This window comes from Streptomyces sp. NPDC008317, assembly GCF_042955955.1.
Taxonomy (GTDB): domain Bacteria; phylum Actinomycetota; class Actinomycetes; order Streptomycetales; family Streptomycetaceae; genus Actinacidiphila.
Map to the genome: position 1 here is coordinate 414891 of NZ_JBIBFQ010000003.1, position 24552 is coordinate 439442.

Annotated in this window: 17 protein-coding genes; 4 read left to right on the forward strand and 13 right to left on the reverse strand. The window is 71.7% G+C overall.

Annotated features, from left to right (window positions below; all coding sequences use genetic code 11):
- Positions 1–2 precede the first annotated feature (2 nt).
- Positions 3–1046, reverse strand: coding sequence for an ABC transporter permease subunit (locus tag ACFY9V_RS11505; protein ID WP_391161381.1), 1044 nt, complete (start codon positions 1044–1046; stop codon positions 3–5).
- A gap of 5 nt (positions 1047–1051) precedes the next feature.
- On the reverse strand, positions 1052–2713 hold the full coding sequence (locus tag ACFY9V_RS11510) for an ABC transporter substrate-binding protein (protein WP_391160934.1): 1662 nt from the start codon (positions 2711–2713) through the stop codon (positions 1052–1054).
- A 696-nt stretch (positions 2714–3409) separates the two neighbouring features.
- Between ACFY9V_RS11510 and ACFY9V_RS11515 the strand changes: the two genes are divergently transcribed.
- Positions 3410–5437, forward strand: coding sequence for a beta-galactosidase (locus ACFY9V_RS11515; RefSeq protein ID WP_391160936.1), 2028 nt, complete (start codon positions 3410–3412; stop codon positions 5435–5437).
- A 134-nt stretch (positions 5438–5571) separates the two neighbouring features.
- On the opposite strand, the gene ACFY9V_RS11520 is transcribed toward ACFY9V_RS11515, so the two are convergent.
- The 8 genes from ACFY9V_RS11520 to dnaK form a co-directional block, all read right to left on the reverse strand.
- Positions 5572–7248 (reverse strand): FAD-dependent oxidoreductase, encoded by a 1677-nt coding sequence (locus tag ACFY9V_RS11520; protein WP_391160938.1) that lies wholly within the window; start codon positions 7246–7248, stop codon positions 5572–5574.
- Positions 7249–7353: 105 nt separating this feature from the next.
- Positions 7354–7617 (reverse strand): UBP-type zinc finger domain-containing protein, encoded by a 264-nt coding sequence (locus ACFY9V_RS11525; RefSeq protein ID WP_355332779.1) that lies wholly within the window; start codon positions 7615–7617, stop codon positions 7354–7356.
- The gene (gene trxA / locus ACFY9V_RS11530) at positions 7617–8144 is read right to left on the reverse strand and encodes a thioredoxin (protein WP_391160940.1); all 528 of its coding nucleotides are present in this window, start codon (positions 8142–8144) and stop codon (positions 7617–7619) included. Before trxA ends, ACFY9V_RS11525 begins: the two co-directional genes overlap by 1 nt.
- Entirely contained in the window at positions 8144–10768 is a 2625-nt protein-coding gene (gene clpB, locus ACFY9V_RS11535; RefSeq protein WP_391160942.1) for an ATP-dependent chaperone ClpB, read from the reverse strand. Before clpB ends, trxA begins: the two co-directional genes overlap by 1 nt.
- Complete coding sequence (locus ACFY9V_RS11540) at positions 10759–11148, reverse strand: chaperone modulator CbpM (protein ID WP_391160944.1); 390 nt, start codon at positions 11146–11148, stop codon at positions 10759–10761. Before ACFY9V_RS11540 ends, clpB begins: the two co-directional genes overlap by 10 nt.
- Positions 11145–12122: a J domain-containing protein gene (locus ACFY9V_RS11545; protein ID WP_355332789.1), complete on the reverse strand. Its 978-nt coding sequence runs from the start codon at positions 12120–12122 to the stop codon at positions 11145–11147. Before ACFY9V_RS11545 ends, ACFY9V_RS11540 begins: the two co-directional genes overlap by 4 nt.
- A 7-nt stretch (positions 12123–12129) precedes the next feature.
- Positions 12130–12759 carry a nucleotide exchange factor GrpE gene (locus ACFY9V_RS11550; protein WP_391160946.1) on the reverse strand — a complete coding sequence of 210 codons (630 nt, stop codon included), beginning with the start codon at positions 12757–12759 and terminating at the stop codon, positions 12130–12132.
- 9 nt (positions 12760–12768) lie between these two features.
- Positions 12769–14670, reverse strand: coding sequence for a molecular chaperone DnaK (dnaK, locus tag ACFY9V_RS11555; RefSeq protein WP_391046389.1), 1902 nt, complete (start codon positions 14668–14670; stop codon positions 12769–12771).
- Between the two features lie 238 nt (positions 14671–14908).
- Between dnaK and ACFY9V_RS11560 the strand changes: the two genes are divergently transcribed.
- Positions 14909–16756 (forward strand): helix-turn-helix domain-containing protein, encoded by a 1848-nt coding sequence (locus ACFY9V_RS11560; protein ID WP_391160948.1) that lies wholly within the window; start codon positions 14909–14911, stop codon positions 16754–16756.
- A gap of 150 nt (positions 16757–16906) precedes the next feature.
- Here the strand turns inward: ACFY9V_RS11560 and ACFY9V_RS11565 are convergent, their stop codons facing one another.
- Positions 16907–18175 (reverse strand): family 10 glycosylhydrolase, encoded by a 1269-nt coding sequence (locus ACFY9V_RS11565; RefSeq protein ID WP_391161382.1) that lies wholly within the window; start codon positions 18173–18175, stop codon positions 16907–16909.
- Positions 18176–18434: 259 nt separating this feature from the next.
- Here ACFY9V_RS11565 and ACFY9V_RS11570 point away from each other — a divergent pair, with 259 nt between their 5' ends.
- Together ACFY9V_RS11570 and ACFY9V_RS11575 are read left to right on the forward strand one after the other, a co-directional pair.
- Entirely contained in the window at positions 18435–21185 is a 2751-nt protein-coding gene (locus ACFY9V_RS11570; RefSeq protein WP_391160950.1) for a cellulose binding domain-containing protein, read from the forward strand.
- A gap of 117 nt (positions 21186–21302) precedes the next feature.
- A complete protein-coding gene (locus ACFY9V_RS11575) occupies positions 21303–22160 on the forward strand; it encodes a 3-hydroxybutyryl-CoA dehydrogenase (protein WP_355332800.1) in 858 nt (285 codons plus the stop codon).
- Between the two features lie 45 nt (positions 22161–22205).
- Here the strand turns inward: ACFY9V_RS11575 and ACFY9V_RS11580 are convergent, their stop codons facing one another.
- Together ACFY9V_RS11580 and ACFY9V_RS11585 are read right to left on the reverse strand one after the other, a co-directional pair.
- Positions 22206–23186: a hydroxymethylglutaryl-CoA lyase gene (locus ACFY9V_RS11580; protein WP_391160952.1), complete on the reverse strand. Its 981-nt coding sequence runs from the start codon at positions 23184–23186 to the stop codon at positions 22206–22208.
- Positions 23183–24451, reverse strand: a complete 1269-nt coding sequence (locus ACFY9V_RS11585; RefSeq protein ID WP_391160954.1) for a hydroxymethylglutaryl-CoA reductase, degradative — start codon at positions 24449–24451, stop codon at positions 23183–23185. The genes ACFY9V_RS11580 and ACFY9V_RS11585 overlap by 4 nt, the downstream gene beginning before the upstream one ends.
- Between the last annotated feature and the right edge of the window lie 101 nt (positions 24452–24552).

Consider the following 24552-nt stretch of genomic DNA (forward strand, 5'->3'; position numbering starts at 1 on the left):
GGTCACCCCCCTTCTCTGATGCGCGGGTCGAGCAGCACGTACACGGAGTCCGCCAGGAGGTTGGCCAGCAGCACGGTGAGGGTGATGAGGAAGAACACGCCCTGCATCACCGGGTAGTCGCGCTGTTGGAGAGAGGTGTAGAGCAGATAGCCGATGCCCGGGTAGTTGAAGACGACCTCGGTGAGCAGGGCGCCGCCGACGACGTGGCCGAGTGCGAGGGTGAAGCCGGTGAAGTTCGGCAGGACCGCGTTGCGGGCGGCGTAGCGGAGCATGACCCGGCGGCCGGACAGGCCCTTGGCCTGGGCGAGCAGGACGTAGTCCTCACGGACCGTGGTGACGGTCATGTTGCGCATGCCCAGCAGCCAGCCGCCGAAGGCCGAGAAGACGATGGTCGCCGCCGGGAGCACTCCGTAGTGCAGCACGCTCAGGACGAACGACGGCGAGAAGCCGATCGTCAGGTCGGCGTCGTATCCGCCGGCCAGCGGGAACCAGTCGAGTTGGAAGGCGAAGAGCCACAGGCCGATCAGCGCCATCCAGAAGTAGGGGACCGCCGAGACGAAGGTGGTCAGCGGGCTGACGATCGTGTCGAACCGGCTGCCCGCCTTCCAGCCCGCCATCGCGCCGATGCCGGTGCCCAGGACGAACGCGATCACGGTGGTGACGCCGACCAGCAGCATCGTCCAGGGCAGGCCCTGCCGGAGCAGGCTGGTGACCGGGGTGGGGTAGTTGCTGATCGAGACGCCCAGATCGAGGTGCGCCAACTGACTGAGGTAGTCCAGGTATTGGCGGCCGATACCGGCGTTCGGATTGCCGAACACCTTCTGGATGGACTCCATGGCGCTCGGCGACATCTGCTGACCGCTGACGGTCTGGAGCTTCTCGACGATCGCGGCCGACGGATCGCCGGGCATCATCCGGGGCAGGAAGAAGTTCAGGGTGATCGCCGACCAGGTGGCGGCCAGGTAGAAGCCCAGTCGGCGCAGCAGGAATCCCCAGCGGCGCGGAATCCGGAACCGGCCGGCCGCCGGTACGGCGGAGGCGGCGATCGCGGTCACGTGGTGGCCTGCTTCAAGTTGAGCAGGGTGAGGGTGGCGTCGGGACCGTTGCCGGGGAAGGGCACGTAGGAGAAGTGCTCGGGGGTGGGCCAGCCGCTCCAGCGCTTGGCGTTGATCAGGACGAACCAGTAGCTGTTGTAGATCGGGCTGTACGGCACCTGCTCGGCGACGATCCGTTGCAGCTTCTCGCCCGCGCTCTTGGTGACGGCCGGGTCGGCCGACGATAGCAGGTCGGTGATCGCGGCGTCGGTCGGCGCGTCCTTCCACCGGCCGAAGTTGGTGGCGGCCGTCTGCCCGAGCGGCCGCGACGCCCGGCTGCTCAGGGCGCTGTAGACACCGGCGACGCCCGCTCCGCCCGAGGTGCTGATGGTGAGGTCGAACTCGCCGGTCTGCTGCTGCTCGTAGAGGTTGGCGCCGGGCGCGCCGACCGACTTGACCTTGATCCCCAGGTGCTCCTGCCAAGCGCGGACCATCATGTTCGCGTAGGGGTCCCACCCGAAGTCCTGGTTGAACGAGAGCTTCGGAGCGTAGGACTTGCCGTCCTTGACGAGCTTGCCGCCCTTGACCTCGTAGCCGCTGAGGGCGAGTTCCCTCTTGGCCGCCTCGGCGTCGACCTGCTGCACCTTGCCCCGGTACTCGGGCAGGATGACGTCCCCGTAGATCTGGTCCACCAGCCCCGTCGGGCCCGCCTCGGTGCCGGGGCGCTCCAGGGTGGTGACGATGTCCTTGCGGGGAATCGTCATCGCCAGCGCCCGCCGTACGTGGACGTTGTCGAAGGGCGCCTTCGCGGTGTTGTAGAAGAGGGAGTAGGCGCCGCCGGTCGCGTACTTCTGGTAGAGGTTGTGCCGGGGATCCTTGGCGGTGTACTCCTGCTCGCCGTTGCCCCAGGCCGCCAGCGCCCAGTCCACGTCGCCGCGCACCAACTGCGCGCGCAGGGCGTCTCCGTTGGTCGGAATGATCTTGATCTGCTTCACGGCGAACCGGCCGCCCCAGTAGTCGGTCCGCGCGCGCAGGGTGATCTGCTGGGGCGCGAACCGGTCCAGGGTGAAGGGGCCGGTGCCGACCGGGTCCGGGTTGGACCAGCTCTTGATGTTCTTGCCCTGCCAGATGTGCGCGGGCACCACCGGGACCTGGATGGAGGCGAGTTGGCTCAGCTCGCTGAAGGCGGCGTGCGGCCAGTGCACAGTGACGGTCGAGGAGTCCACCTTGGCGACGCGGTCGTACGTGGTGCCGCCGAGGTTGAAGCTGGGGTCCTTCAGCGGGAGGTTCAGCGAGAAGAGCACGTCGTCGGCGGTCATGGGCTTGCCGTCGGAGAAGGTCACGTCCTCGCGCAGCTTCACGGTGAGCGTGGTGCCCGTCGGGTCGAACTCCAGGCTCTTGGCCAGCCAGGGCTTGACCTTCGCGCCGTCGCTGTAGTCGACCCGCGCCAACGGCTCATAGATCATCTCGGCGTTGGGCGACTTCTGGATGGCGGGGCCGAAGACGTTGTAGTTGCGGATGAAGGTCGTCCCGCCGTCGGTCTTCCCGAAGACCAGCGCGCCCGAGCCCTTGCCCGCACCGCCCGTGGCGGCCGTACCGCTCTTGCAAGCGCTCGCCCCCAGCGGTATGGCGAGGGCCGCCCCGGCGGCGCGAGCGATAAAGGCTCTTCTGGTGGGCATGGCTGACTCCTGCTCCTCGTGAGTGGCGATACAGCGCACAAAAGGGGGTGCACATACGTATGAGCACGAGTGGCTGAGCTGTCATGGCCTCTGCTTCTACGTATGATCCGGAAACGTACGCACGTTGCCGGGAGGGGTCAAGACGGTGACGGGAAGATTTTCCAGCCACCTCAACGGCGCCTGGGACACGGCGGACCGGCTCCCCGGGACGTCACCCGGGGCCCTCCCGGCCACCGTCCCGTACGGCCGGCGGGCGCGCCGGGGATGACCGCCGACGGGCGTTGACACCCCTGGGTGATCGCTCTAAGTTGGCGCACCGGCCGACGCACTTCACCGGCGCCTGACGTCATGGCCAGGCAGCGCCGGCCGCGCTTTCACTCGCGTTCGGCGCCCGGACACGACGTGCGCCGCGCGTTTTCACGACGCTTTCCCCGGCGCCTTTCGCATTCCCTTCCAAGTGCCTCGTCCGTTCGCCGCCGGGCGCATTCGCCGCTCAATGCTGAGGGACGGGACACCCGGTACGCCCCTGACCCGAGCGGGGCCGGACCGGTGCCTCCACCGGCCCCGCTCGCCCACCGAGCCCGCGCGCGCCGTCACGCGTCCTCGCTCTCGTCCCCGCTCTCGTCGTTTCTCTCGTCCTCACTCGTCCTCGCATTCCCCACCCCTTTTCGTATTCCAGGATTCAGGAGCCCGCGCATGTCGCGACCCGACCGGCAGCATTCCGTCTGGGGCCGTGTTCCGCGCCCCGCATACGGCGCCGACTACAACCCCGAGCAGTGGGACGCGGCGACGTGGAAGGACGACGTCCGCCTGATGCGCGAGGCGGGGGTCAATCTGGTCTCGCTCGGCGTCTTCGCCTGGTCCTGGATCGAGCCCCGGCGGGACGCCTTCGACTTCTCCGGCCTCGACGAGGCCGTCGAGCTGCTGCACGCGTCGGGCATCGCCGTCGACCTGGCCACGCCGACGGCCGCTCCGCCCCTATGGTTCTCGCACGCCCACCCGGAGTCGCTGCCCGTGACCGCCGACGGACGGCGGCTGGCGCCCGGCTCGCGGCAGGCGTACTGCCCGTCGTCACCGCTCTACCGGGAGCGCGCCGCGATCGTCACCCGCCGCCTCGCCGAGCGCTACGGCGACCATCCCGCGGTGGTGATGTGGCACGTCAACAACGAGTACGCCAACGGCAACGCGCACTGCTGGTGCGAGACCTCCGCGACGGCGTTCCGCACCTGGCTGCGCACCACATACGGCGACGACCTGGACGCCCTCAACGACCGCTGGGGCACCGGCGTCTGGGGCATGACCTACAGCGACTGGAGCCAGGTGACCCCGCCGCGCACCAGTACCAGCCGCCTCCCGCCCGCCCTGTGGCTGGACTTCTACCGGTTCAGCGACGCCGAACACCTGGCCTGCTTCCGGGCCGAGCGCGACATCGTGCGCGCCCACTCCCCCGGCCGTCCGGTCACCACCAACTTCATGGCGAGCGCGCTGCGTTGGAGCGACTACTGGCGCTGGGCGCGGGAGGTCGACATCGTCTCCAACGACCACTACCTCGGGTCCGAGGATCCGCACCGCGCCGCCGAGCTCGCGTTCGCCGCCGACCTCACCCGCGGGCTGGCCGGCGGGCGGCCCTGGCTGCTCATGGAGCACTCCACCTCCGGGGTGCAGTGGCAGCCCCGCAACATCGCCAAAGTCCCGGGCGAGATGGCCCGCAACACCCTGACGCACCTCGCCCGCGGCGCCGACGGAACGCTGTTCTTCCAGTGGCGGCAGTCCGCGTACGGCCCGGAGAAATGGCACTCGGCGATGCTCCCGCACGGCGGCGAGGACACCCGGGTCCGGCGGGAGGCCAGCGCCCTCGGCAACGCCGTGTCGCGTCTGGCCGACGTCGCCGAGAGCACCTGCCCGCAGGCCCCGGTCGCGCTGCTCCTGGACTACGAGGCGATGTGGGCCCTGGAGCTGCCCGACCGGCCGAGCTCGGACCTGACCTGCGGCGACGCGCTCCGCACCTGGCACCGCGCGCTGTGGACCGCCGGTCTGGGCTGCGACATCGTCCCCGCCCCCGCCCCCGGTGCGCACCGGCTTCTGCTCGTGCCCTCGCTGTACGCGCTGTCCGCTTCGACGGCGCGCGCCCTGGAGACGTACGTCGAAGGCGGCGGCCACCTGGTCGTCGGTCCCTTCAGCGGCGTGGTGGACCCCGACGACCGTGTCCATCCCGGGCCGTACCCCGGAGCGCTCCGCGATCTGCTCGGCCTGACCGTGGACGAGTACCTGCCGCTCACGGCCGGAGCCACCGTCGCCCTGGACGACGGCTCGACCGGGAACGTATGGGCCGAGCGGGTCGTCCCGGACGCCGGGACCGAGGTGGAGTGCCGCTTCGCCGACGGGCCCGCGGCCGGTGGCCCGGCGGTCCTGCGCCGCGGAAACGTCCGCTATCTCGCCACCCGCCCCGACGTTCCGTCCCTCCTGCGCCTGCTTCCCCGGTGGGCCGCGCAGGCCGGTTGCGCGCCCGCGCCCCGGGGGTCCGGCGACGGCGTGGAGGTCATCCGCAGAAGCGGGCCTTCCGGGGAGCGGTCCTGGCTCTTCGTCGTCAACCACACCGAGGCGACCGCGCATGTGGCCGCCACGGGAACCGACCTCCTGTCCGGCGCCCGCGTGCCGGGAGTCGTCGCCGTTCCGGCGGGCGAGGTGGCGGTGGTGGAGGAAGGCGGTACGGGTCCTCGCTGACGTGTCCCCTTGCCACGAGGTGCCGCGAGGTGCGGCGAGTCGCCGCGAGTCGCCGCGGGTCAGATCCGAGCTGTCCGCGGCGGTCGAGGCCCGGACCTGCCCTGTCACCCTCTCGCGGTGGGCATGGGCTGAGGTCAGCGGACGGCGGGTGGCCCCACCTCACCGAGGTGCTCGTGCGCCAGGCGGACGGCCATGGCGCCCTCACCGACGGCGGAGGCGACCCGTTTGACCGAGCCGCTGCGGACGTCGCCGACGGCGAAGACGCCCGGCAGACCCGTCTCCAGGGCGAGCGGGGCGCGGGCGAGGGGATTCCAGAGGTCCGCTGTCAGGTGGACCACGTCCTGCCCGGTAGGAATGAAGCCGCGCCGGTCCAGGGTGACGGCGTCGGCGAGCCAGGACGTGGCGGGGCGCGCGCCGATGAACACGAACAGGGCGCGGACCGCCAGCGTCTGCTGCTCGCGGGTGCGGTTGTCCTCGACGACGAGGGATTCGACCCGGTCCTCGCCGGTCACCTCCCGGACTTCGGTATGCGGCCGGACATGGATCCGCGAGTGCCGCTCGATCCGGTCGATCAGGTAGCGGGACATGCTGTGTTCCAGGTCGTCGCCGCGGACCAGAAGGTGGACGGCGGGCGACTCGCGTGCCATGAACAGGGCCGCCTGACCGGCGGAGTTGCCGCCGCCGACGACGGCCACCGGATCGAGACGACAGGTCCGTGCCTCCCAGACGGTGGCGGCGTAGTGCACCCCGAGTCCTCTGAACCGCTCGACGCCGGGGGCGGTCAGCCGCCGGTAGCGCGCGCCGGTGGCCACCACGATGTTGGCGGCGGTGACCGTGCCGCCGTCGGCGAGCCGCACCACGCTGTTCCCGTCGCGCTGTTCGAGGCCGGCGGCCTCGGCGGGGACGTCGATCCGGGCGCCGAACCGGTTGGCCTGTACGACGGCGCGTTCGGCGAGCTCCATGCCGGAGATCCCGGCGGGGAAACCGAGGTAGTTCTCGATCCGGGAGGAGGTGCCGGCCTGGCCGCCGGTCGCCACGGCGTCCAGCACGACGGTGGAGAGTCCCTCGGAGGCGCCGTACACCGCGGCGGCCAGGCCACCGGGTCCCGCGCCGACCACCACCAGGTCGCAGACGGCCTCCGCGGCGGTCCCGGCGCGCAGCCCGATGACCCGGGCGAGCGCGGCGTTGGAGGGATTGCGCAGCACCCGGTGGTCGTTCCAGACGACGATCGGGGTCTCCTGCGGAGCGATCCCCAGGCGCGTGAGCAGCGCCTCGGCCTCGGTGTTCTTCTCCAGATCGAACCAGCGGTGCGGGAGGCGGTTGCGGGCGGCGAACTCCAGCAGCCGCCGGGTGTCGGAGGAGAAGGCGGAGCCGATGATGCGGAAGCCCGTGCCCGCGCCGGCCAGCATCGTACGGCGCAACAGGTAGGCGCGGAGGATCACGTCGCCGAGCGCGGGTTCGCGGCTGAGCAGATCGCGCAGGGCCGCCGAGCCCACCGCCAGTACCTCGCCCGGTGTTCTCACCACCGCGCTGAGGAAGGCGGTCTGGCCCTCCAGCACGCCGAGTTCGCCGAGGAAGCTGTGCGGACCGTGCACCTGGACGACCTGCTCCTGGTCGCCTTGGCCTTCGACCACGGCCACCGTGCCGCTGAGGACGACGAAGAACTGTTCAGTGCGTTCGCCCGCCCGGAAGAGGTGTTCCCCCTCCCTGACCTGCCGCACCTGTCCGGCGGGGTCCAGGAGCGCGATCTGGTCGTCCGTCAGCCGCGGGTAGGCGTCGTGAACGTCGGCGGTCGGGGTCAGGGGCGGCATCACGACGGTTCGCTTCCTTCGTCAGGAACGGCGGTGGACGCGTACGGCAGAGGAGGGGAACAGCGGCGGACGCGGTGTCGGAGGCGCCGTGCGAGCCCGCCCGGCTCAGACCATCGACTCGTGGACGAAACACCACCGCCAGTCCTCGCCGGGCTGGAACGACCGCACGATCGGGTGCCCGTCGGCTGCCGCGTGGGCACGGGCGTGGCGCATCGGCGAGGAGTCGCAGCATCCGACGTGTCCGCAGGTCAGGCACAGCCGCAGGTGCACCCACGCAGTCCCCATGCGCAGGCAGTCCTCGCAGCCCTGCGGTGTCCTGGGCGTCACGGGCCGGACCATGGACAGGTGCGGGTCGGGAAGAGTGGTCATCACGGCCTCCTGGTCGCGGGATCGGCCGGTCCGGGGGACGTCGACAGCGACTCGTTCACCCACTGGCGGAGCGCGTTCGCGGGCGCGGCGCCGGTCTGGCGGGCGACGGGCCTGCCGTGGTCGAGGATCAGCAGGGTGGGGACGGCCTGGACCTCGAACCGTCTGGCCAGGGCCGGTGACGTGTCGATGTCGACCTTCACGAGCTTGATCCGGCCGGCGAGGTCCTCGGCGACCTGTTCCAGGGCCGGGCTCACCATCCGGCAGGGGCCGCACCAGGTGGCCCACAGGTCGACCAGCACGGGCAGGCTCGCCTGCTCGGCGACCTCACCGAAGTCGGCGTCGCCCGCTTCGGCGATCCACGGCAGCGGCGCCCGGCAGTTTCCGCAGCGCGGACGGCCGCCCGCCGCGGCGGGTACGCGGTTGGTCCGGCCGCAGTTGGCGCAGACGACGGTCCGTACCCGGGCCTGCGCGCCAGTGGTGCCGTCGCGGGCCGGGCGGTCGTAGCGGCCTTCCTGAGAGGTGCTCATCACGGCTCCTGCGGCTGGTCCTGGAGGGAGACGGTCAGTTCGCCACCTGCGGCGTCGACCACGATGGTCACGCCTTCGCGTGCCTCGCCGCTGAGCAACGCGCGGCCGATCCTGGTCTCGACCTCGTGCGAGATGAAGCGGCGCAGCGGCCTGGCTCCGTAGACCGGGTCGTAGCCCTCGGCCGCGATCAGGTGGCGGGCCGGCTCGGTGAGAACGAGCGTGACGCGCTGTTCGGAGAGGCGGTCGCGCAGTTCGTCGAGGAGCAGATCGACGATGCGCTCGATCTGCGCGATGCCGAGCGGGTGGAAGAGGACGATGTCGTCGACGCGGTTGAGGAACTCGGGGCGGAAATGACCGTTGAGTTCGGTCATCACCAGCGCCCGCGCCTCGGGCTTGATCTCGCCGGCCTGGGTGGCGTCCTGGAGCAGGTACTGCGACCCGAGGTTGGAGGTCATGATGATCACGGTGTTGCGGAAGTCGACGGTACGTCCCTGCGCGTCGGTGATCCGGCCGTCGTCCAGCACCTGGAGCAAGGTGTTGAAGACGTCGGCGTGCGCCTTCTCGATCTCGTCGAACAGGACGACGGAGTACGGCTTGCGGCGGACCGCCTCGGTAAGCTGGCCGCCCTCCTCGTAACCCACGTATCCGGGGGGCGCGCCGACCAGGCGGCTGACGGTGTGGCGTTCCTGGTACTCGCTCATGTCGAGGCGGATCATGTTGCTCTCGCTGTCGAACAGCGCCGCGGCCAGCGTCTTGGCCAGCTCGGTCTTCCCGACACCGGTCGGGCCGAGGAAGATGAAGGAGCCGATCGGCCGCCGCGGGTCGCGTACCCCGGAGCGGGCCCGTATCACCGCGTCGGCGACGAGCTGGACGGCCTCGTCCTGGCCCACGACCCGCTCGCGCAGGATCTCGTCCAGCTTGAGCAGCTTCTGCCGTTCGCCCTCCTGAAGGCGGGTGACGGGGATACCTGTCCACGCCGAGACGATCTCGGCGATCTCCTCGGCGGTCACCACCTCGCGCAGCAGTCGGCTCTCGCCCTGCTTGTTGGCGAGCTGTTCCTCCTCGGCGGTCAGCCGGCGCTCCAGTTCGCTGACGGTTCCGTAGCGCAGCTGGGCGGCCCGGTTGAGGTCGTAGGCGCGTTCGGCCTGCTCGGCCTCCTGCCGGGCGCGCTCCAATTCCTGGCGCAGTTCCTGGACCTTGCGGATGGCCTGGCGCTCGGCCTCCCACTGGGCGTGCTTGGCGTCCACCTCACCGCGCAGGTCGGCCAGTTCGCGCCGCAGGTCCTCCAGGCGGGCGCGGCTGGCCGGGTCGGTCTCCTGGTCCAGCGCGGCCTCCTCGATCTCCAGTCGGGTCGCCCGCCGGGTGAGTTCGTCGAGTTCGGCGGGCATGGAGTCGATCTCGGTCCGCAGCCGGGCGCATGCCTCGTCGACCAGGTCGATGGCCTTGTCCGGGAGGAAGCGGTCGCTGATGTAGCGGTGGCTGAGGGTGGCCGCGGCGACCAGGGCGTTGTCCTGGATCTTGACGCCGTGGAAGATCTCCAGGCGCTCGCGGATGCCGCGCAGGATGGAGATGGCGTCCTCGACGGTCGGCTCGTCCACCTGGACGGTCTGGAAGCGGCGCTCCAGGGCGGCGTCGGACTCGATGTGCTTGCGGTACTCGTCCAGCGTGGTGGCCCCGATCATGTGCAGCTCGCCGCGGGCCAGCATCGGCTTGAGCATGTTGCCCGCGTCCATCGCGCCCTCGGCGGCGCCGGCCCCGACGACGGTGTGCAGCTCGTCCACGAACAGCAGGATCCGGCCCTCGGCGCCTTTGACCTCCGACAGAACGGCCTTGAGGCGCTCCTCGAACTCGCCGCGGTATTTCGCCCCGGCCACCAGCGACCCCATGTCGAGCGAGAACACCGTCTTGTCCCGCAGCCCTTCCGGCACGTCGCCGCGCACGATCCGCTGGGCCAGACCCTCGACGATGGCGGTCTTGCCGACGCCCGGTTCGCCGATCAGGACGGGGTTGTTCTTGCTCTTGCGGCTGAGGATCTGGATCACCCGGCGGATCTCGGCGTCCCGGCCGATCACCGGGTCGAGGCGGCCGGTGCGGGCCTCCACGACGAGGTCCCGCCCGTACTTCTCCAGGGCCTCGTAGGCGTCCTCAGGAGTGGCGGAGGTGACCCGTTGGTTCCCGCGCACCGTGGTGAGGGCGGTGAGGAAGGAGTCCTTGGTGACGCCCTGTTCACCGAGTCGCCGACCGGCCGCGCTGGTCGCCCCTTCGTCCACCAGGGCCAGCACCATGTGCTCGGTGGAGACGTACTCGTCCTTGAGCCGCTTGGCCTCCTGCTCGGCGCTGTCGAGCAGCCGGGCCAGCCGCTGGGTCACCATCACCTGGCCGGGGGCGGCGCCCGGCCCCGTCGTGCGGGGGCGTTTGACGAGATCGGCCTCGACCGCGGCCCGCAGGGCGGCCGGGTCGGCACCGGCGTCGGCCAGCAGACGGGTGGTCAGGCCGTCGCGCTGATCGAGCAGGGCCAGCAGCAGGTGCTCCCCGTCGACCTCGGTGTGGCCCATACGGACCGCGGCGCTCTGTGCTTCCTGGAGCGCTTCCTGGGATTTCTGGGTGAGGCGATTCATGTCCATGGTGTGGGCTCCTTGGCGGCTCGTTCGCTGCGCCGCAGTGCGGTTTCCAGGCGTTCGATGCGGTCGAGCATGTCCAGGACGACGCCGATGGCCGCGTAGTTGAGACACAGTCCGTCCCGCAGCCGCTGCACTCGGGCGAGGGCCGACGGCGCGCTCGCCCGGAACCACAGCCGGCCCCGGGCGTCACGCTCGGCGTCGACAAGACCGAGAGCCACGAAACGCCTGACGAGTTCGGGCGGCAGTCCACTGCGGCCGGCCACCGCGGCCATGGAGAGCTGATAAGGGGTGGTACTGGTCCGGTGGACGCGCACCAGCGGATAGGCAGCCCTGGAGCCGGGCTGTCCGGCGCCTTCGGCGGGAGAACGGTGTTCGGCTCTCATGTCTGCTTCCTCGGGTCGAAGGAGGAGACCGCGGCCAGTTCCTCGAACAACTCACGTTCACGCGGGCTGGGCGAGGGCGGCACCATCACCTGGATTTCGGCGTAGAGGTGGCCCGGGGAGCCTTTGGGGCGTGGCATCCCCTCGCCGCGCAGCCGCAACCGGCGGCCGGTGGAGGTACCGGGCGGCACATGCGCCTTGACCGTCCCGCCCGGACCGGAGACCGGCACCGTCGCCCCCAGCGCGGCCTCCCAGGCGGTGACCGGCAGATCGACGTGGACGTCGTGCCCGACGAGCCGGTAGCGGGGATGGCGGGCGATACGGACCACCAGATAGAGGTCCCCGGCGGAACCCGGGCCGCGGCCCCGGCCGCCCTCCCCCGCGAGCCGGATGCGCTGCCCGTCGACGACGCCCGCCGGGATGGTGACGTCGTAACTGCGCTCCCCGCCGGGCCCGCCGAGGGTGATCTTCCGTCGGCCGCCGCGGTACGCCTCCTCCACGCTGAGGGTGAGTTCGGCCTCCTGGTCCGCGCCGGGGATCGGGCTGCCCCGCCCGGCGCCGCGCGCCCGGCCGCCGAAGACGCCTCCGAAGAGATCCTCGAAGTCCACGCCAGAGGCGTCGAAGTCGGACTCGGTCCAGGTCCGGGCGCCTGCCCGGCCGTCGCCTCGGGTGCCGGCGAAGGGACTGCCGCGGTACGCGCCGGCTCCGCCGCCGAAGCCCTGGCCGGCCGCGACGCGCTCGTCGTAGTCCTCCGGGATCTGCCGGAAGTCCGGGCCGAAACGGTCGTAGCGCGACCGGGTGCCGGGGTCGGAGAGCACGCTGTACGCCTCGTTGATCTGCTTGAAGCGCTCCTCGGCGGCTGGATCGCGGTTGACGTCCGGGTGGTAGCGGCGAGCCAGGGTACGGAACGCCTGCTGGATCTCGGCCGCGTCGGCGCCGCGCGGGACGCCGAGCACCTCGTAGTAGTCCTCTGCCATGGCGGCCTCACTCCTGCTTGCGGCTGACCGCCACCGCGGCCGGCCGCAGCTGGTGACCGGGGTCGCCATAACCGGGCCGCAGCACCTGGACGACGGTGCCCGCAGGTGTGTCGGGTTCATCCACCACGGACACCACCTCGTGCTGCTCGGGGTGGAAGGGGACGCCGGTCTCCTCGTAGCGGGGGTAGCCGAGGCTTCGCAGCACCTCGACGGCCTGGTCGCGTACCGCCCGGACTCCGCTGACGATCGCGCCGCGGTCGTCGGCGCCCGCGTGGGCGAGGGCCAGTTCCAGGTTGTCGACGACCGGGAGGAACGCCGCGGCCACCTTGGCCCGCTCGGCCTCCCGTTCCCGGGGAAGCTCACGGGCGTAGCGCTTGCGGAGATTGTCGAGGTCGGCGAGGGCTCGCCGCCACCGGTCCTCCAGCTCCTCCGCACCGGGGCCGCGGCGTGTGGACTCCGCCTCCCGCTCCCTGGCTTCCGGGGCCCGCGGGGGCGTCCGCGGTGCGGCACTCCGCTCGGGCGAGGTCGGCTCGGACGGCGTCGGCTCGGGCGGCGTCCGCTCGGACTCGGGCGGCGTCGGCTCGGACTCGGGCGGGGAGCGGTCCTCGGCGGGACGCGTCTGTTCCTGGTCCGACATGTCGCCGCCTCAGCTCTTGTCGAATTCGGCGTCGATGACGTCGTCGTCGCCCCTCGGGGAGTCGCCCCCGGGCCCCTGGCCGGGCTCGGCTCCGCCGCCCCCGGCTCCGCCCGGTTCAGCGGCGTGGGCGGCCAGCGCCGCGTGGATCTGCTGGAGTTCGGAGGTCAGGCTCCGGGACCGTTCCGCCGGAGCCTCCTCCTTGACGGCGGTACGCGCCTCGTCGGTGAGCAGTTGGGCGCGGGCGCGCTCGTGCTCCGGTGCGGCGTCGCCGAGGTCGTCCAGCCGGCGCTCCACCTGGTAGGCGGCGGCGTCGAGCTCGTTGCGGGCGTCGATGGCCTCGCGCAGGGCCTGGTCGCTGGTGCGGTTGTTCTCGGCCTCGTTGATCATCCGCTCGACCTCGGACGGGTCGAGGTTGGAGCCCTCGCTGATGGTGATCGACTGCTCGGCGCCGGTGTCCCGGTCCTTGGCGCTGACCTTGAGGATGCCGTTGGCGTCGATGTCGAAGGTGACCTCGATCTGGGTCTCCCCACGCCGGGCCGGCCGCAGGTTCTCCAGCCGGAAGCGGCCCAGCACGCGGTTGTCGGCTGCCAGTTCGCGTTCGCCCTGAAGCACGACGATGTCCACGGCCGGCTGGTTGTCCTCGGCGGTGGAGAAGGTCTCGGACCGGCGGGCGGGGATGGTGGTGTTCCGGTCGATGATCTTGGTCATCACACCGCCGGCCGTCTCGACGCCCAGCGACAGGGGGGTGACGTCCAGGAGCAGGACGTCCTTGACCTCGCCCTTGAGCACGCCTGCCTGGACGGCGGCGCCCAGCGCCACCACCTCGTCGGGGTTGACGCTCATGTTCGGGTCCCTGCCGCCGGTCAGCCGGCGGACCAGGTTCTGCACGGCCGGTATGCGGGTCGAGCCGCCGACGAGGATGACCTCGTCGATGTCGTTGTCGGTGACCTTGGCGTCGCTCATCGCCGTCCTGACCGGTTCCAGGCAGCGCTCCACCAGGTCCGAGGTGATCTGCTCGAAGGTGGAGCGGCGGACGGTCTCGGTGAGGTGCTTCGGCCCGGAGGCGTCCGCCGTGATGAAGGGCAGGCTCACCTGGGTCTGGGTGACCGAACTCAGCTCCGTCTTCGCCTTCTCGGCCGCCTCGAACAGGCGCTGCAATGCCTGCGGGTCCTTACGCAGGTCGATGCCTTCGGACGCCTGGAAGCCGTCCGCCAAGTGGTCCACCAGTCGGCGGTCGAAGTCGTCGCCGCCCAGATGGGAGTCGCCCGCGGTGGCGCGGACCTCCACGACGCCGTCGCCGACGTCCAGCAGGCTCACGTCGAACGTGCCGCCGCCGAGGTCGAAGACCATGACCGTCTCGTGGCCCTGCTTGTCCAGCCCGTAGGCCAGCGCCGCGGCTGTCGGTTCGTTGATGATCCGCAGGACTTCGAGGCCGGCGATCTTCCCGGCGTCCTTGGTGGCCTGGCGCTGGGCGTCGTTGAAGTACGCCGGTACGGTGATGACCGCCTCCGTCACCTTCTCGCCGAGCGACTTCCCGGCGTCGTCGGCGAGCTTGCGCAGCACCTGCGCGCTGATCTCCTCCGGCGCGTACTGCTTGCCGCTCACCTCGAAGCGGGCCACCCCGCCGGGCCCCTCGACCACGTCGAAGGAGACCGCTTTGGCCTCGTCGGAGATCTCGTCGTAGCGACGTCCGATGAACCGCTTCGCGGAGGTGATGGTGCCTTTGGGGTTGAGGATCGACTGCCGGCGCGCGAGCTGTCCGACCAGCCGCTGGCCGTCATCGGAGAAGGCGACCACCGACGGGGTCGTCCTGGCCCCCTCCGCGTTCGGGACGACGGTGGGCTCACCGCCCTCCCAGACGGCGATGACCGAGTTGGTGGTACCGAGGTCGATGCCTACTGCCTTCGCCATAAGAATCTCCTCCGTCGCGAGGCGGAACCGGCCGGCGGGCCGCCGGGCGCACGGCGCCGGACCCGCACAGTCTGCGAGCCTTACGCAGTACGCGGTGGACTTCCTCGCCCCGGGATGACCAATCCGCGCCGCCTTTCCGGTCCCCGAGGACGGGGGGCGGCGACGGCTCGCAGGTGAGGGCCCGTGCCGAGCGGCGTACGTTGAGAGGGGGCTGATTCGAGCCGCGAATGGACCTGCGATGGACGCTCTTCCGTTTCCGACCGCCGACCCGCCTCACCCCGTGCCGCAGCCGGGGGCCGCGCGTCACGCGCTGCTACGGCTGGTGACGGTCATGCTCGACGGCGACGACGAGCGAGAGGTGCTGTGGGGTGCCATGGCGGCGATCGCCGCCGCCGGTCCCTTCGTCGCCGAAGCGGCGTACGCCGTGCACCATGGTGCGGCGCGCCGCTGCCCTCCACGCCCGGAGGCTGTCTCCGCCGACGCCCGACCGGGGAGCACCGTGGCGCGGGAGCCCGGTGCGGAGCCGAACGGCCGGGCCCCGGCCGAGGCAGCCGCGGAGATGGTGGCCGCCGATCGGCTCGACCGGCGGATCGACGCTCTCGACGGCCGCAGCCGGAATCTGTACCGGGCGGACGGACGGTGGGCGCGGGCCGTCGCGCTGCGATACGGGGACGACTGCCTCGGCTATCTCGTCGTCGGGGGCGCGACCGCACCCTCGACCGACGAAACCGCGCTGACGGATCTGCTCGCGCAGCAGACCGGGATCGCCCTGGCACGCCTCAGCCGGCGCCGGGGAGAGCCGGTCGGCGCCCGCTCACACCATTGGCCGGGGATCGCAGGGCCGCCGACGGCAGAGAGCCTCTCACCGGCTGCCGGCCCCGGCGCGAGCGTCTCCGCCCTGGCCGCACGGCTAGCCGCTGACCACGCGCTCTCCCGGGCCGCTGCCTCGGGCAGCGGTGAGTCGGGAGTCCTGGAGGCCCTGCGCGACCATACGGGATTCGCGGTCCTCACCGAGGACCGCTTCGGCAACCCGCGGGCCTGGGCGGGGCACGGCGGGGGCGAACCCTCCGGGCGGCCCGGGAGTGGGCCGCGCCCGGCCCCGGGACACCGGGACCGGGAGGCCCTGATCCGTGACGCGCGCCACCGTCCCGGCGCCGTCCGCGACGGGGACCGGCTGCTCGTCCCCATCGAAATGGCCGGGGAAGTGCTCGGCGTGGCCGCGCTGGTCGATCCTGACCGGCGGGCGACGGAAACGGACTGCTCAGCGCTCGAACAGGCCGCCTTGGTGCTGGCCCCCGCGCTCTCGCACGAGCGCAGGCTGGCCGAGTTGGAGCCCCTGCTGCGCCACGGCCTGGTCGACCGGCTGATTTCGGGCGAGACGACCGACGACGACTTCGCCCGGGCGGCGGTCCTCGGCCACGACCTGCACCGGCCGTACAGGGTCGCCGTACTGGAGTGGGCCGGGACGGTCGGCAGGGCCGCGCTCGGCGACGCGGCGGCGCGGGCGGCCCGGCGGCTGCGCCTGAACGTACTCGTCGGCTCCCGTGGCTCGGCCACGGTCGTCCTGGAGCCCCGGGAAGACCGGGGTGCCCCGGAAGGCGCGCTGTACAGGGCCGTCTCGAAGGAGCTCGGCACCGGGGCCGGAGCCGTCGGCATCGGCGGCCGCTGCGAGGTCGTCGCCGATCTGCCGCGCTCCTACGACGAGGCCGTCCGCGCCCTCGCCGTCCGCCGCGGTTCCCAGGACCCGTACGGCAGCACCGGCTTCGAGGAGCTGGGCCTGTGCCGCATGCTGGGCACCGGCGAAGGCGAACGGGAAGCCGACCGATTCGTCCGCGAATGGCTGGGACGCCTGCTGGACTACGACTCCCGCCACCGCACCGGGCTGGTGACGACACTCTCGCGCTATCTGGAGAGCGGCGGCAGCTACGACGCGACCTCCGAGGCACTCCACATCCACCGCAGCACCGTCCGCTACCGCCTCCAGCGCATCTGCGAGATCACCGGCCACGACCTCGGTGACGTCGAGACGCGCCTCAACCTGCACATCGCCACCCGCATACGCAATGTGCTCGCACCCTCGCCGTGAGACGCGGACACCGGCGCCGTGGTCCGGCCCTGGTGAGCCGGACCGGCGCTGCGGCGCGGCCCCGCATCGCCTGAGGCGGCCTTCTGCCGTGGGGCGGCTGACACCAGGCGGTACGGACGTGGCCGGGCAGGAAGGACCGACCGCCCGCCGTCAGCGGCGTCCGCGGTGGTGGTAGCGGGCGGCGACCAGGCTCATCGCGCCCAAGGGGTCGGCGACAACCTGCGAGGCGGAGAAGTAGATATTGCCGCGGACCTGCGGGTAGCGGGCGCAGAAGTCGAGGTGGCGGGTCAATTCGGCCGGGTCCTGCCAGGCGTCGGGCTGGCCCGCGACGCCGACCTTGTACAGGGCCTCGCCGATGTAGAGGCGCACGTTGGTGCCACGGACGACGTCGGACCACCAGGGGACGAGGGCGGCGTAGTCGGCCGCCGCGAAGCCGATGTTCCAGTAGACCTGTGGAACGATGTAGTCGATCCACTGCTCCCTGACCCACTTGCGGGTGTCCGCGTGCAGGTCGTCGTAGGTCTGGACGCCCGCGGTGGTGGCCGAGCCCAGCGGGTCGGTGGCGGCGTTGCGCCAGACGCCGAAGGGGCTGATGCCGAACTGGGTGCTCGGCCGGATCCGCTTGATCCTGGCGGCGGTCTCGCGCACCAGGCGGTCGGTGTTGTCCCGCCGCCAGGCGTCGCGGTCGGGGAATCCGGCGCCGTACCGCGCGTAGGCGGCGTCGTCGTCGAAGACCTGGCCGGCGACCGGGTACGGGTAGAAGTAGTCGTCCCAGTGGACGGCGTCGATGGGGTAGCGGCGGACGGCGTCCAGCATCGCGTCCTGCACGAAACGTCGGACCTCGGGCAGTCCGGGGTTGTAGTAGAGCTTGCCGCCGAAGGGCACGATCCACTCGGGGTGGAGGCGGGCCGGGTGGGTGGGGGCGAGCTTGGTGACGTCGGTGTCCATCGAGACGCGGTACGGGTTGAACCAGGCGTGCAGTTCCAGGCCGCGGCGGTGCGCCTCGCGCACCGCGGTGCCCAGCGGGTCCCAGCCGGGGTCCTGCCCCTGAGTGCCCGTCAGGTACCGCGACCAGGGTTCGTACGCCGACGGCCAGAAGGCGTCGGCGGTCGGCCGGACCTGGAACACCACCGCGTTGAGCCCCCGTTCGACCGCGGTGTCCAACAGGTCGAGCAATTCCTGACGTTGCTGGTCGGCGGGGAGTCCGGGGGCCGAGGGCCAGTCGGTGTTGGCGACCGAGGCGATCCACATGCCGCGCAGGTCGCGGCCGTGACCACCGGGTCCGCCGTGACCCGCGGGACCCGGTGCGCCCTGGGGGGCGCGGGAGGGTTCGGCCGCCCGCGCCGCCGAGCCGGGGATGACGGCGGCCAGCGCGCCCGCCGCCGCGACAGTGAAGGTCCTGCGGGTGAGCCGGTCCATCCGTACCTCCTGATCATCCGTCATGATCCGCCGATGATGGGTGACTTCCGGCGCCGGGGCAACCCGCCGTTCGGTCCACTCCCTCGCGCGGCCCCCGCCGGGACGGAGCGTTGACGACCCCTTCTCGGGCGTCGGCGCGGGCGCTAACATCATGGGAGCGCTCCCACACCTCCTATGTATAGCGCCACCGTCCATCCCCCCACCACCCGCACGCGCGGGCCCGGCGCGGCCCGCGTCCGTACGGAGAGGACGCCTTTCCATGCTCCGCAGACCACTCGCCGCGCTCGTCGCGGCCCTGTCCCTGATAGGCGGCGCCTCCGCGGTCGCCGCGGTCACCGCCACGGCCACCGCGGCCCCGGCCACCGCCGCACCGGCCGCCGTCGCGGACACGTACTCCTGGAAGAACGTCAGGATCGACGGCGGCGGCTTCGTGCCCGGCATCGTCTTCAACCAGTCGGAGAAGAACCTCGCCTACGCGCGGACCGACATCGGCGGCGCCTACCGCTGGAACGAGGCCACCAAGTCCTGGACGCCGCTGCTGGATTCGGTGGGCTGGACCGACTGGAACAGGAACGGCGTGGTCAGCCTCGCCACCGACGCGCTCGCGCCCGACAAGGTCTACGCGGCCGTCGGCATGTACACCAACTCCTGGGACCCCGACAACGGCGCCATCCTGCGCTCTTCCGACCGCGGCGCGACCTGGGCGGCGACCGCGCTGCCGTTCAAGCTCGGCGGCAACATGCCCGGCCGCGGCATGGGCGAGCGGCTGGCCATCGACCCCAACAAGGACAGCGTCCTGTACTTCGCCGCGCCCAGCGGCAACGGGCTGTGGCGCAGTACCGACTCCGGTGTCACCTGGGCGAAGGTCACCGCCTTCCCCAACGTCGGGAACTACGTGGCCGATCCGTCCGACAGCAGCGGCTACCAGAGCGACAACCAGGGCGATGTGTGGGTGACCTTCGACCCGCGCACCGGCACCAAGGGCTCCACCACGCAGACCATCTACGTGGGTGTGGCCGACAAGGCCAACACCGTCTACCGCTCGACCGACGGCGGCGCCACCTGGTCCCGGCTGGCGGGCCAGCCCACCGGGTACATCGCGCACAAGGGCGTGCTGGACGCGGTGAACGGCTACCTCTACCTCGCCACCAGTGACACCGGCGGCCCGTACGACGGCGCCAAGGGCCAGGTGTGGCGGTACGCCACCGCGACCGGCGCGTGGACCAACATCAGCCCGATGTCGGACGCGGACACGTACTTCGGCTACAGCGGTATGACCGTCGACCGGCAGCACCCCGGCACGATCATGGTCACCGGCTACAGCTCGTGGTGGGCCGACACCCAGATCTTCCGCAGCACCGACAGCGGCGCGACCTGGACGCGGGCCTGGGACTTCACCAGTTACCCCAACCGCGCCGACCGCTACACCATGGACGTCTCCTCGTCGCCGTGGCTGAGCTGGGGCGCCAACCCGTCGCCGCCGGAGGAGACCCCCAAGCTCGGCTGGATGACCGAGTCGCTGGAGATCGACCCGTTCAACTCCAACCGCATGTGGTACGGCACCGGGGCCACCGTCTACGGCACCGACAACCTCACCAACTGGGACACCGGGGCGAAGTTCACCGTCAAGCCCAACGCCAAGGGCCTGGAGGAGACGTCGGTCCAGGACCTGATCAGCCCGCCGACCGGCGCGCCGCTGATCAGCGCGCTCGGTGACATCGGCGGCTTCCGGCACACCGACCTCACCGCCGTGCCCCCGATGATGTTCACCCAGCCCAACTTCACCACCACCACGAGCCTGGACTTCGCGGCCACCAACGCCAACACCATGGTCAGGGTCGGCAACGCGGACAGCGGCGCGCATGTCGCCTTCTCCACCGACAACGGCGCCAACTGGTTCGCGGGCACCGACCCGTCCGGGGTCAGCGGCGGCGGTACGGTCGCCGCGGCGGCCGACGGCAGCCGCTTCCTGTGGGCCCCGTCCGGTACCGGCGTCAAGTACTCGGTCGGCTTCGGCGGTTCCTGGTCCGACTCCACCGGCATCCCGACCGGCGCGGCCATCGGCTCCGACCGGGTCAACCCGAAGAAGTTCTACGGCGTCTACGGCGGCAAGTTCTACGTGAGCACCGACGGCGGAGCGACCTTCGCCGCGACGGCGGCCACCGGGCTGCCCGCGGAGGCGGGCAAGCTCAAGGCGCTGCCCGGCGCCGAGGGCGACGTGTGGGTGGCGGGCGGCAGCACGGGCGGCGCGTACGGCCTGTGGCACTCCACCAACTCCGGCGCGAGCTTCACCAAGCTGGCCAACGTGCAGGAGGCCGACACCATCGGCTTCGGCAAGGCCGCCCCCGGCGCGGCCTACCAGGCGCTCTACACCAGCGCGAAGATCGGCGGCGTCCGCGGCATCTTCCGCTCCACCGACGCGGGCGCGAACTGGGTGCGGATCAACGACAACGCCCACCAGTACGGCGTGACCAACACCGCGATCACCGGCGACCCCCGGGTCTACGGCCGCGTCTACATCGCGACCAACGGCCGCGGCATCATCTACGGCGACACCTCGGACGGCTCCGGCGGTACGACTGCGCCGACCACTCCCCCGACGACCCCGCCCACGACTCCCCCGACCACACCTCCGACGACCCCGCCCACCACGCCTCCCACCACCCCGCCGACCACACCGCCCGGCTCCGGCGCCTGCTCGGTGGCGTACGACGTCACCAATTCCTGGCCCGGCGGCTTCCAGACGTCGGTCACGGTCAAGAACAACGGCTCGGCGGCGATCTCGAACTGGAAGCTGACCTGGTCCTTCGGCGGCGGCCAGACCATCACGTCGCTGTGGAGCGCGAACTACACGCAAAGCGGCGCGGCCGTGACGGTCACCGCGCCGAGCTACGCGGCGGTGCTGCCCGCGGGCGGCTCCGCGACCTTCGGCTTCACCGGCAGCGCGCCGGGGACGAACACCTCCCCCGCCGCCTTCTCGCTCAACGGTTCCGCCTGCTCCGTGGGCTGACCCCGGCTCCTTCGGCTACGCGCGGGACCGGCACCCGGCCGGTCCCGCGCGTACCGGACACAGGTAACGTCTGTCCGGTACACGGAAGCGGTGCACGGAAGCGGCAGGGGCTGACGAGTGAGTGACATCCAGCGCGTCGGAGTGGTCGGCGCGGGCCAGATGGGGGCGGGCATCGCGGAGGTGTGCGCGAAGGCCGGGCTCGACGTCCGGGTCGCGGAGACCACCGGTGAGGCCCTGGAGCTGGGCCGCACCCGGCTGACGAACTCGCTCGGCAAGGCCGCGGAGCGCGGCAAGATCACCGAGGCTGAGCGCGACGAGACGCTGGGCCGGCTGACCTTCACCACCGACCTGGGCGAGTTCGCCGACCGCGACCTGGTCATCGAGGCCGTGGTGGAGAACGAGCAGGTCAAGATCGACATCTTCCGGGTGCTCGACCAGGTGGTGAGCAGGCAGGACGCGATCCTGGCCTCCAACACCTCCTCGATCCCGCTGGTCAAGCTGGCCGTGGCGACCTCGCGGCCCGACCAGGTCATCGGCATCCACTTCTTCAACCCCGCCCCGGTGCAGCGCCTGGTCGAGCTGATCCCGGCGCTCACCACCGGCAGTGACACCCTCAAGCGGACCGAGGCGCTGGTCACCGACGTGCTCGGCAAGCACGCCATCCGCGCCCAGGACCGCTCCGGCTTCGTCGTCAACGCGCTCCTGGTGCCGTATCTGCTCTCCGCGATCCGGATGTTCGAGTCGGGCATCGCGACCCGCGAGGACATCGACAACGGCATGGAGCTGGGCTGCGCGCACCCGATGGGCCCGCTCAAGCTGTCGGACCTGATCGGCCTCGACACCGTCGCCGCCATCGCCGACTCGATGTACTCGGAGTACAAGGAGCCGCTGTACGCGGCGCCGCCGATCCTTCAGCGGATGGTCGACGCGGGCCGCCTCGGCCGCAAGACGGGCGCGGGTTTCTACCAGTACTGACCGCCTGCCCGTACTGACCGTCCGCCAGCGCTGACCACCCGCGCCTCAGTGGTCCCCGTCCCCGTCCGGCCAGTCGCGGTCCAGGGCCTGGACGACCCGTGACGGGGACGGCCGGCCGAGGAGCGCGGTGACGCGGAGCCCCGCGCGCATCGCCGCGTCCAGGTCGGCCCCGGTCTCGATGCCGAGACCGGTGAGCATCCAGAGCAGGTCCTCCGTCGCGAGGTTGCCGGTGGCGGAGCCCGCGTACGGGCAGCCGCCGATGCCGCCGACCGAGGCGTCGAAGGTCGTGACCCCGGCGAGCAGTCCCGCGTGCACGTTGGCCAGGGCCTGGCCGTAGGTGTCGTGGAAGTGCAGGGCGATCCGGTCGCGGGCCACACCCGCTTCGGCGACCGCTGCCAGGACCGCGCCCACATGGCCGGGTGTGCCGACGCCGATGGTGTCGCCGAGGCTCACCTCGTGGCACCCGGCGTCGGCCAGGGCCCGGGTGACCTCCGCGACCCGCTCCGGGCGGACCGGCCCCTCCCAGGGATCGCCGAAGACCATCGAGACATACCCGCGGACCCGGACGCCCGCGGCCAGTGCCCGCTCGGTCACCTTTCCCGCGACCTCGACCGCCTCCGAGCGGCCCATCGCCAGATTGCGGCGCGCGAAGGTCTCGGTCGCGCTGACGAAGACCGCGACGGCCGACGCCCCGGCGTCCAGGGCGCGGTCAAGACCGCGGTCGTTGGGCACCAGGACGGGGTGTCTGCTCAGGTCCGCGCCCGCCTCCCGCAGCGCGGCGAGCACGTCGGCGGCGTCCGCCAACTGCGGGATCCAGCGCGGGGAGACGAAGCTGGTCGCCTCGACCACGGGCAGCCCGGCGGCGGTCAGGTCGCGGATCAGCCGGACCTTGGCCGCGGTGGGCACCCGCGCCTTCTCGGCCTGGAGCCCGTCGCGGGCCCCGACCTCGTAGACCGTCACCCGGTCCGGCAGTCCTGGCGACCGGTGGGCGACGGGCAGTCCGAGCGCGGCCGGTGACCGGGTCACGGCCGGTCCCGCAGTTCGGCCAGGATTCGCTCGGCGGCGTCCGCGCGTACGGACCTGTCCGCGACCATCCGCGCGACGACCGAGTCGATCTCGGCGGCGGTGGCCCCCGCGGTCACGGCCACATTGCGCGCGTGCAGCGACATGTGGCCGCGCTGGATGCCCTCGGTGGCCAGCGCCCGCACCGCCGCGGCGTTCTGGGCCAGGCCGACGGCCACGATGATCTCGGCCAGCTCGCTCGCCGTCTCCACCCCGAGCAGTGTGACGTTGGCCCGCGCCACGGGGTGCACCTTGGTGGCGCCGCCGACCAGTCCGACCGGCATGGGCAGCTCCAGCGTGCCGACCAGGTCGCCGTCGGCGTTCTTCTCGAAGCGCGACATCGCGGTGTAGCGGCCGTCAGGACCGACCGCGTGGGAGTGCGCGCCCGCCTCGACCGCGCGGGTGTCGTTGCCGGTCGCCAGGACGACGGCGGTGACGCCGTTCATGATGCCCTTGTTGTGGGTGGCGGCGCGGTAGGGGTCGGCGACGGCGAATTCGGCCGCGTCCAGCATGTTCTCCACGACGGCGGGGCCGCCGAGCAGGCCCGCGTCGAAGGTCGCCGAGACACGGGTGAGGCGCAGGTCGGCCTTGTTGGTGAGGATGCGCAGGAGGGTCCGCCCGCGGGCGATCTCGGCCGCGCGGGGAGCGATGGCCTCGGCCATGGTGTTGACCGCGTTCGCGCCCATGGCGTCGCGCACGTCGACCACGAGGTGCAGCACCACGTAGGTCTGCCGCCTGCTGGGCACCAGCCGCACGGAGATCTCGCGCGCCCCGCCGCCGAACCGGACCAGCGCGGGGTCCTGTTCGTTGGCGAGCGCGATCAGTTCCCCGGCCGCGGACAGCAGCCGCACCCGCGCGCCCGCCGGGTCTGCGACGTCGAGGATCTGCACCTGCGCCTGCATGAGCGGGACGCTGGACGAGGTTCGGAAGCCACCGTGGTCGCGGGTCATCCGGGCGAGGTTCGAGGCCGCCGCGACGACCGAGGGCTCCTCGGTCGCCATGGGGACGAGGACGTCGCGGCCGTTCACCACGAAGTTGGTCGCGATGCCGACCGGGAGGCCGAGGACGCCGACGACGTTCTCGACCATGTGGTCGGCCTGGTCGAGCGAGAGGCCCCGGTCCGGCGAGAGCGCGTCGAACAGGGCGAGGGGCACCTCCATGGCCTCGGCGGCGCGGGCACGGCGCTGGTCGACGGAGAGATTCCTGAAACCCGACAGACGGCTGGTCACGATGCCATGGCCTTCCTCCGGAAGCGGTCACGGGCGGGAGCGGTGGTGCCGAGGGACGCGCGGGGCGCGTCCCTCGGGTGCTGGTCACGCTAATGACGGCG

What these genes read in the sequence shown, in the direction of transcription:
- trxA (WP_391160940.1), bottom strand. Translation starts at nt 8,144, where the DNA reads ATGAGCACCTCTCAGGAAGGCCGCTACGACCGCCCGGCCCGCGACGGC.
- ACFY9V_RS11525 (WP_355332779.1), bottom strand. Translation starts at nt 7,617, where the DNA reads ATGACCACTCTTCCCGACCCGCACCTGTCCATGGTCCGGCCCGTGACG.
- ACFY9V_RS11545 (WP_355332789.1), bottom strand. Translation starts at nt 12,122, where the DNA reads ATGGCAGAGGACTACTACGAGGTGCTCGGCGTCCCGCGCGGCGCCGAC.
- ACFY9V_RS11510 (WP_391160934.1), bottom strand. Translation starts at nt 2,713, where the DNA reads ATGCCCACCAGAAGAGCCTTTATCGCTCGCGCCGCCGGGGCGGCCCTC.
- ACFY9V_RS11565 (WP_391161382.1), bottom strand. Translation starts at nt 18,175, where the DNA reads ATGGACCGGCTCACCCGCAGGACCTTCACTGTCGCGGCGGCGGGCGCG.
- ACFY9V_RS11515 (WP_391160936.1), top strand. Translation starts at nt 3,410, where the DNA reads ATGTCGCGACCCGACCGGCAGCATTCCGTCTGGGGCCGTGTTCCGCGC.
- ACFY9V_RS11560 (WP_391160948.1), top strand. Translation starts at nt 14,909, where the DNA reads ATGGACGCTCTTCCGTTTCCGACCGCCGACCCGCCTCACCCCGTGCCG.
- ACFY9V_RS11540 (WP_391160944.1), bottom strand. Translation starts at nt 11,148, where the DNA reads ATGAGAGCCGAACACCGTTCTCCCGCCGAAGGCGCCGGACAGCCCGGC.
- dnaK (WP_391046389.1), bottom strand. Translation starts at nt 14,670, where the DNA reads ATGGCGAAGGCAGTAGGCATCGACCTCGGTACCACCAACTCGGTCATC.
- clpB (WP_391160942.1), bottom strand. Translation starts at nt 10,768, where the DNA reads ATGGACATGAATCGCCTCACCCAGAAATCCCAGGAAGCGCTCCAGGAA.
- ACFY9V_RS11550 (WP_391160946.1), bottom strand. Translation starts at nt 12,759, where the DNA reads ATGTCGGACCAGGAACAGACGCGTCCCGCCGAGGACCGCTCCCCGCCC.
- ACFY9V_RS11570 (WP_391160950.1), top strand. Translation starts at nt 18,435, where the DNA reads ATGCTCCGCAGACCACTCGCCGCGCTCGTCGCGGCCCTGTCCCTGATA.
- ACFY9V_RS11520 (WP_391160938.1), bottom strand. Translation starts at nt 7,248, where the DNA reads ATGCCGCCCCTGACCCCGACCGCCGACGTTCACGACGCCTACCCGCGG.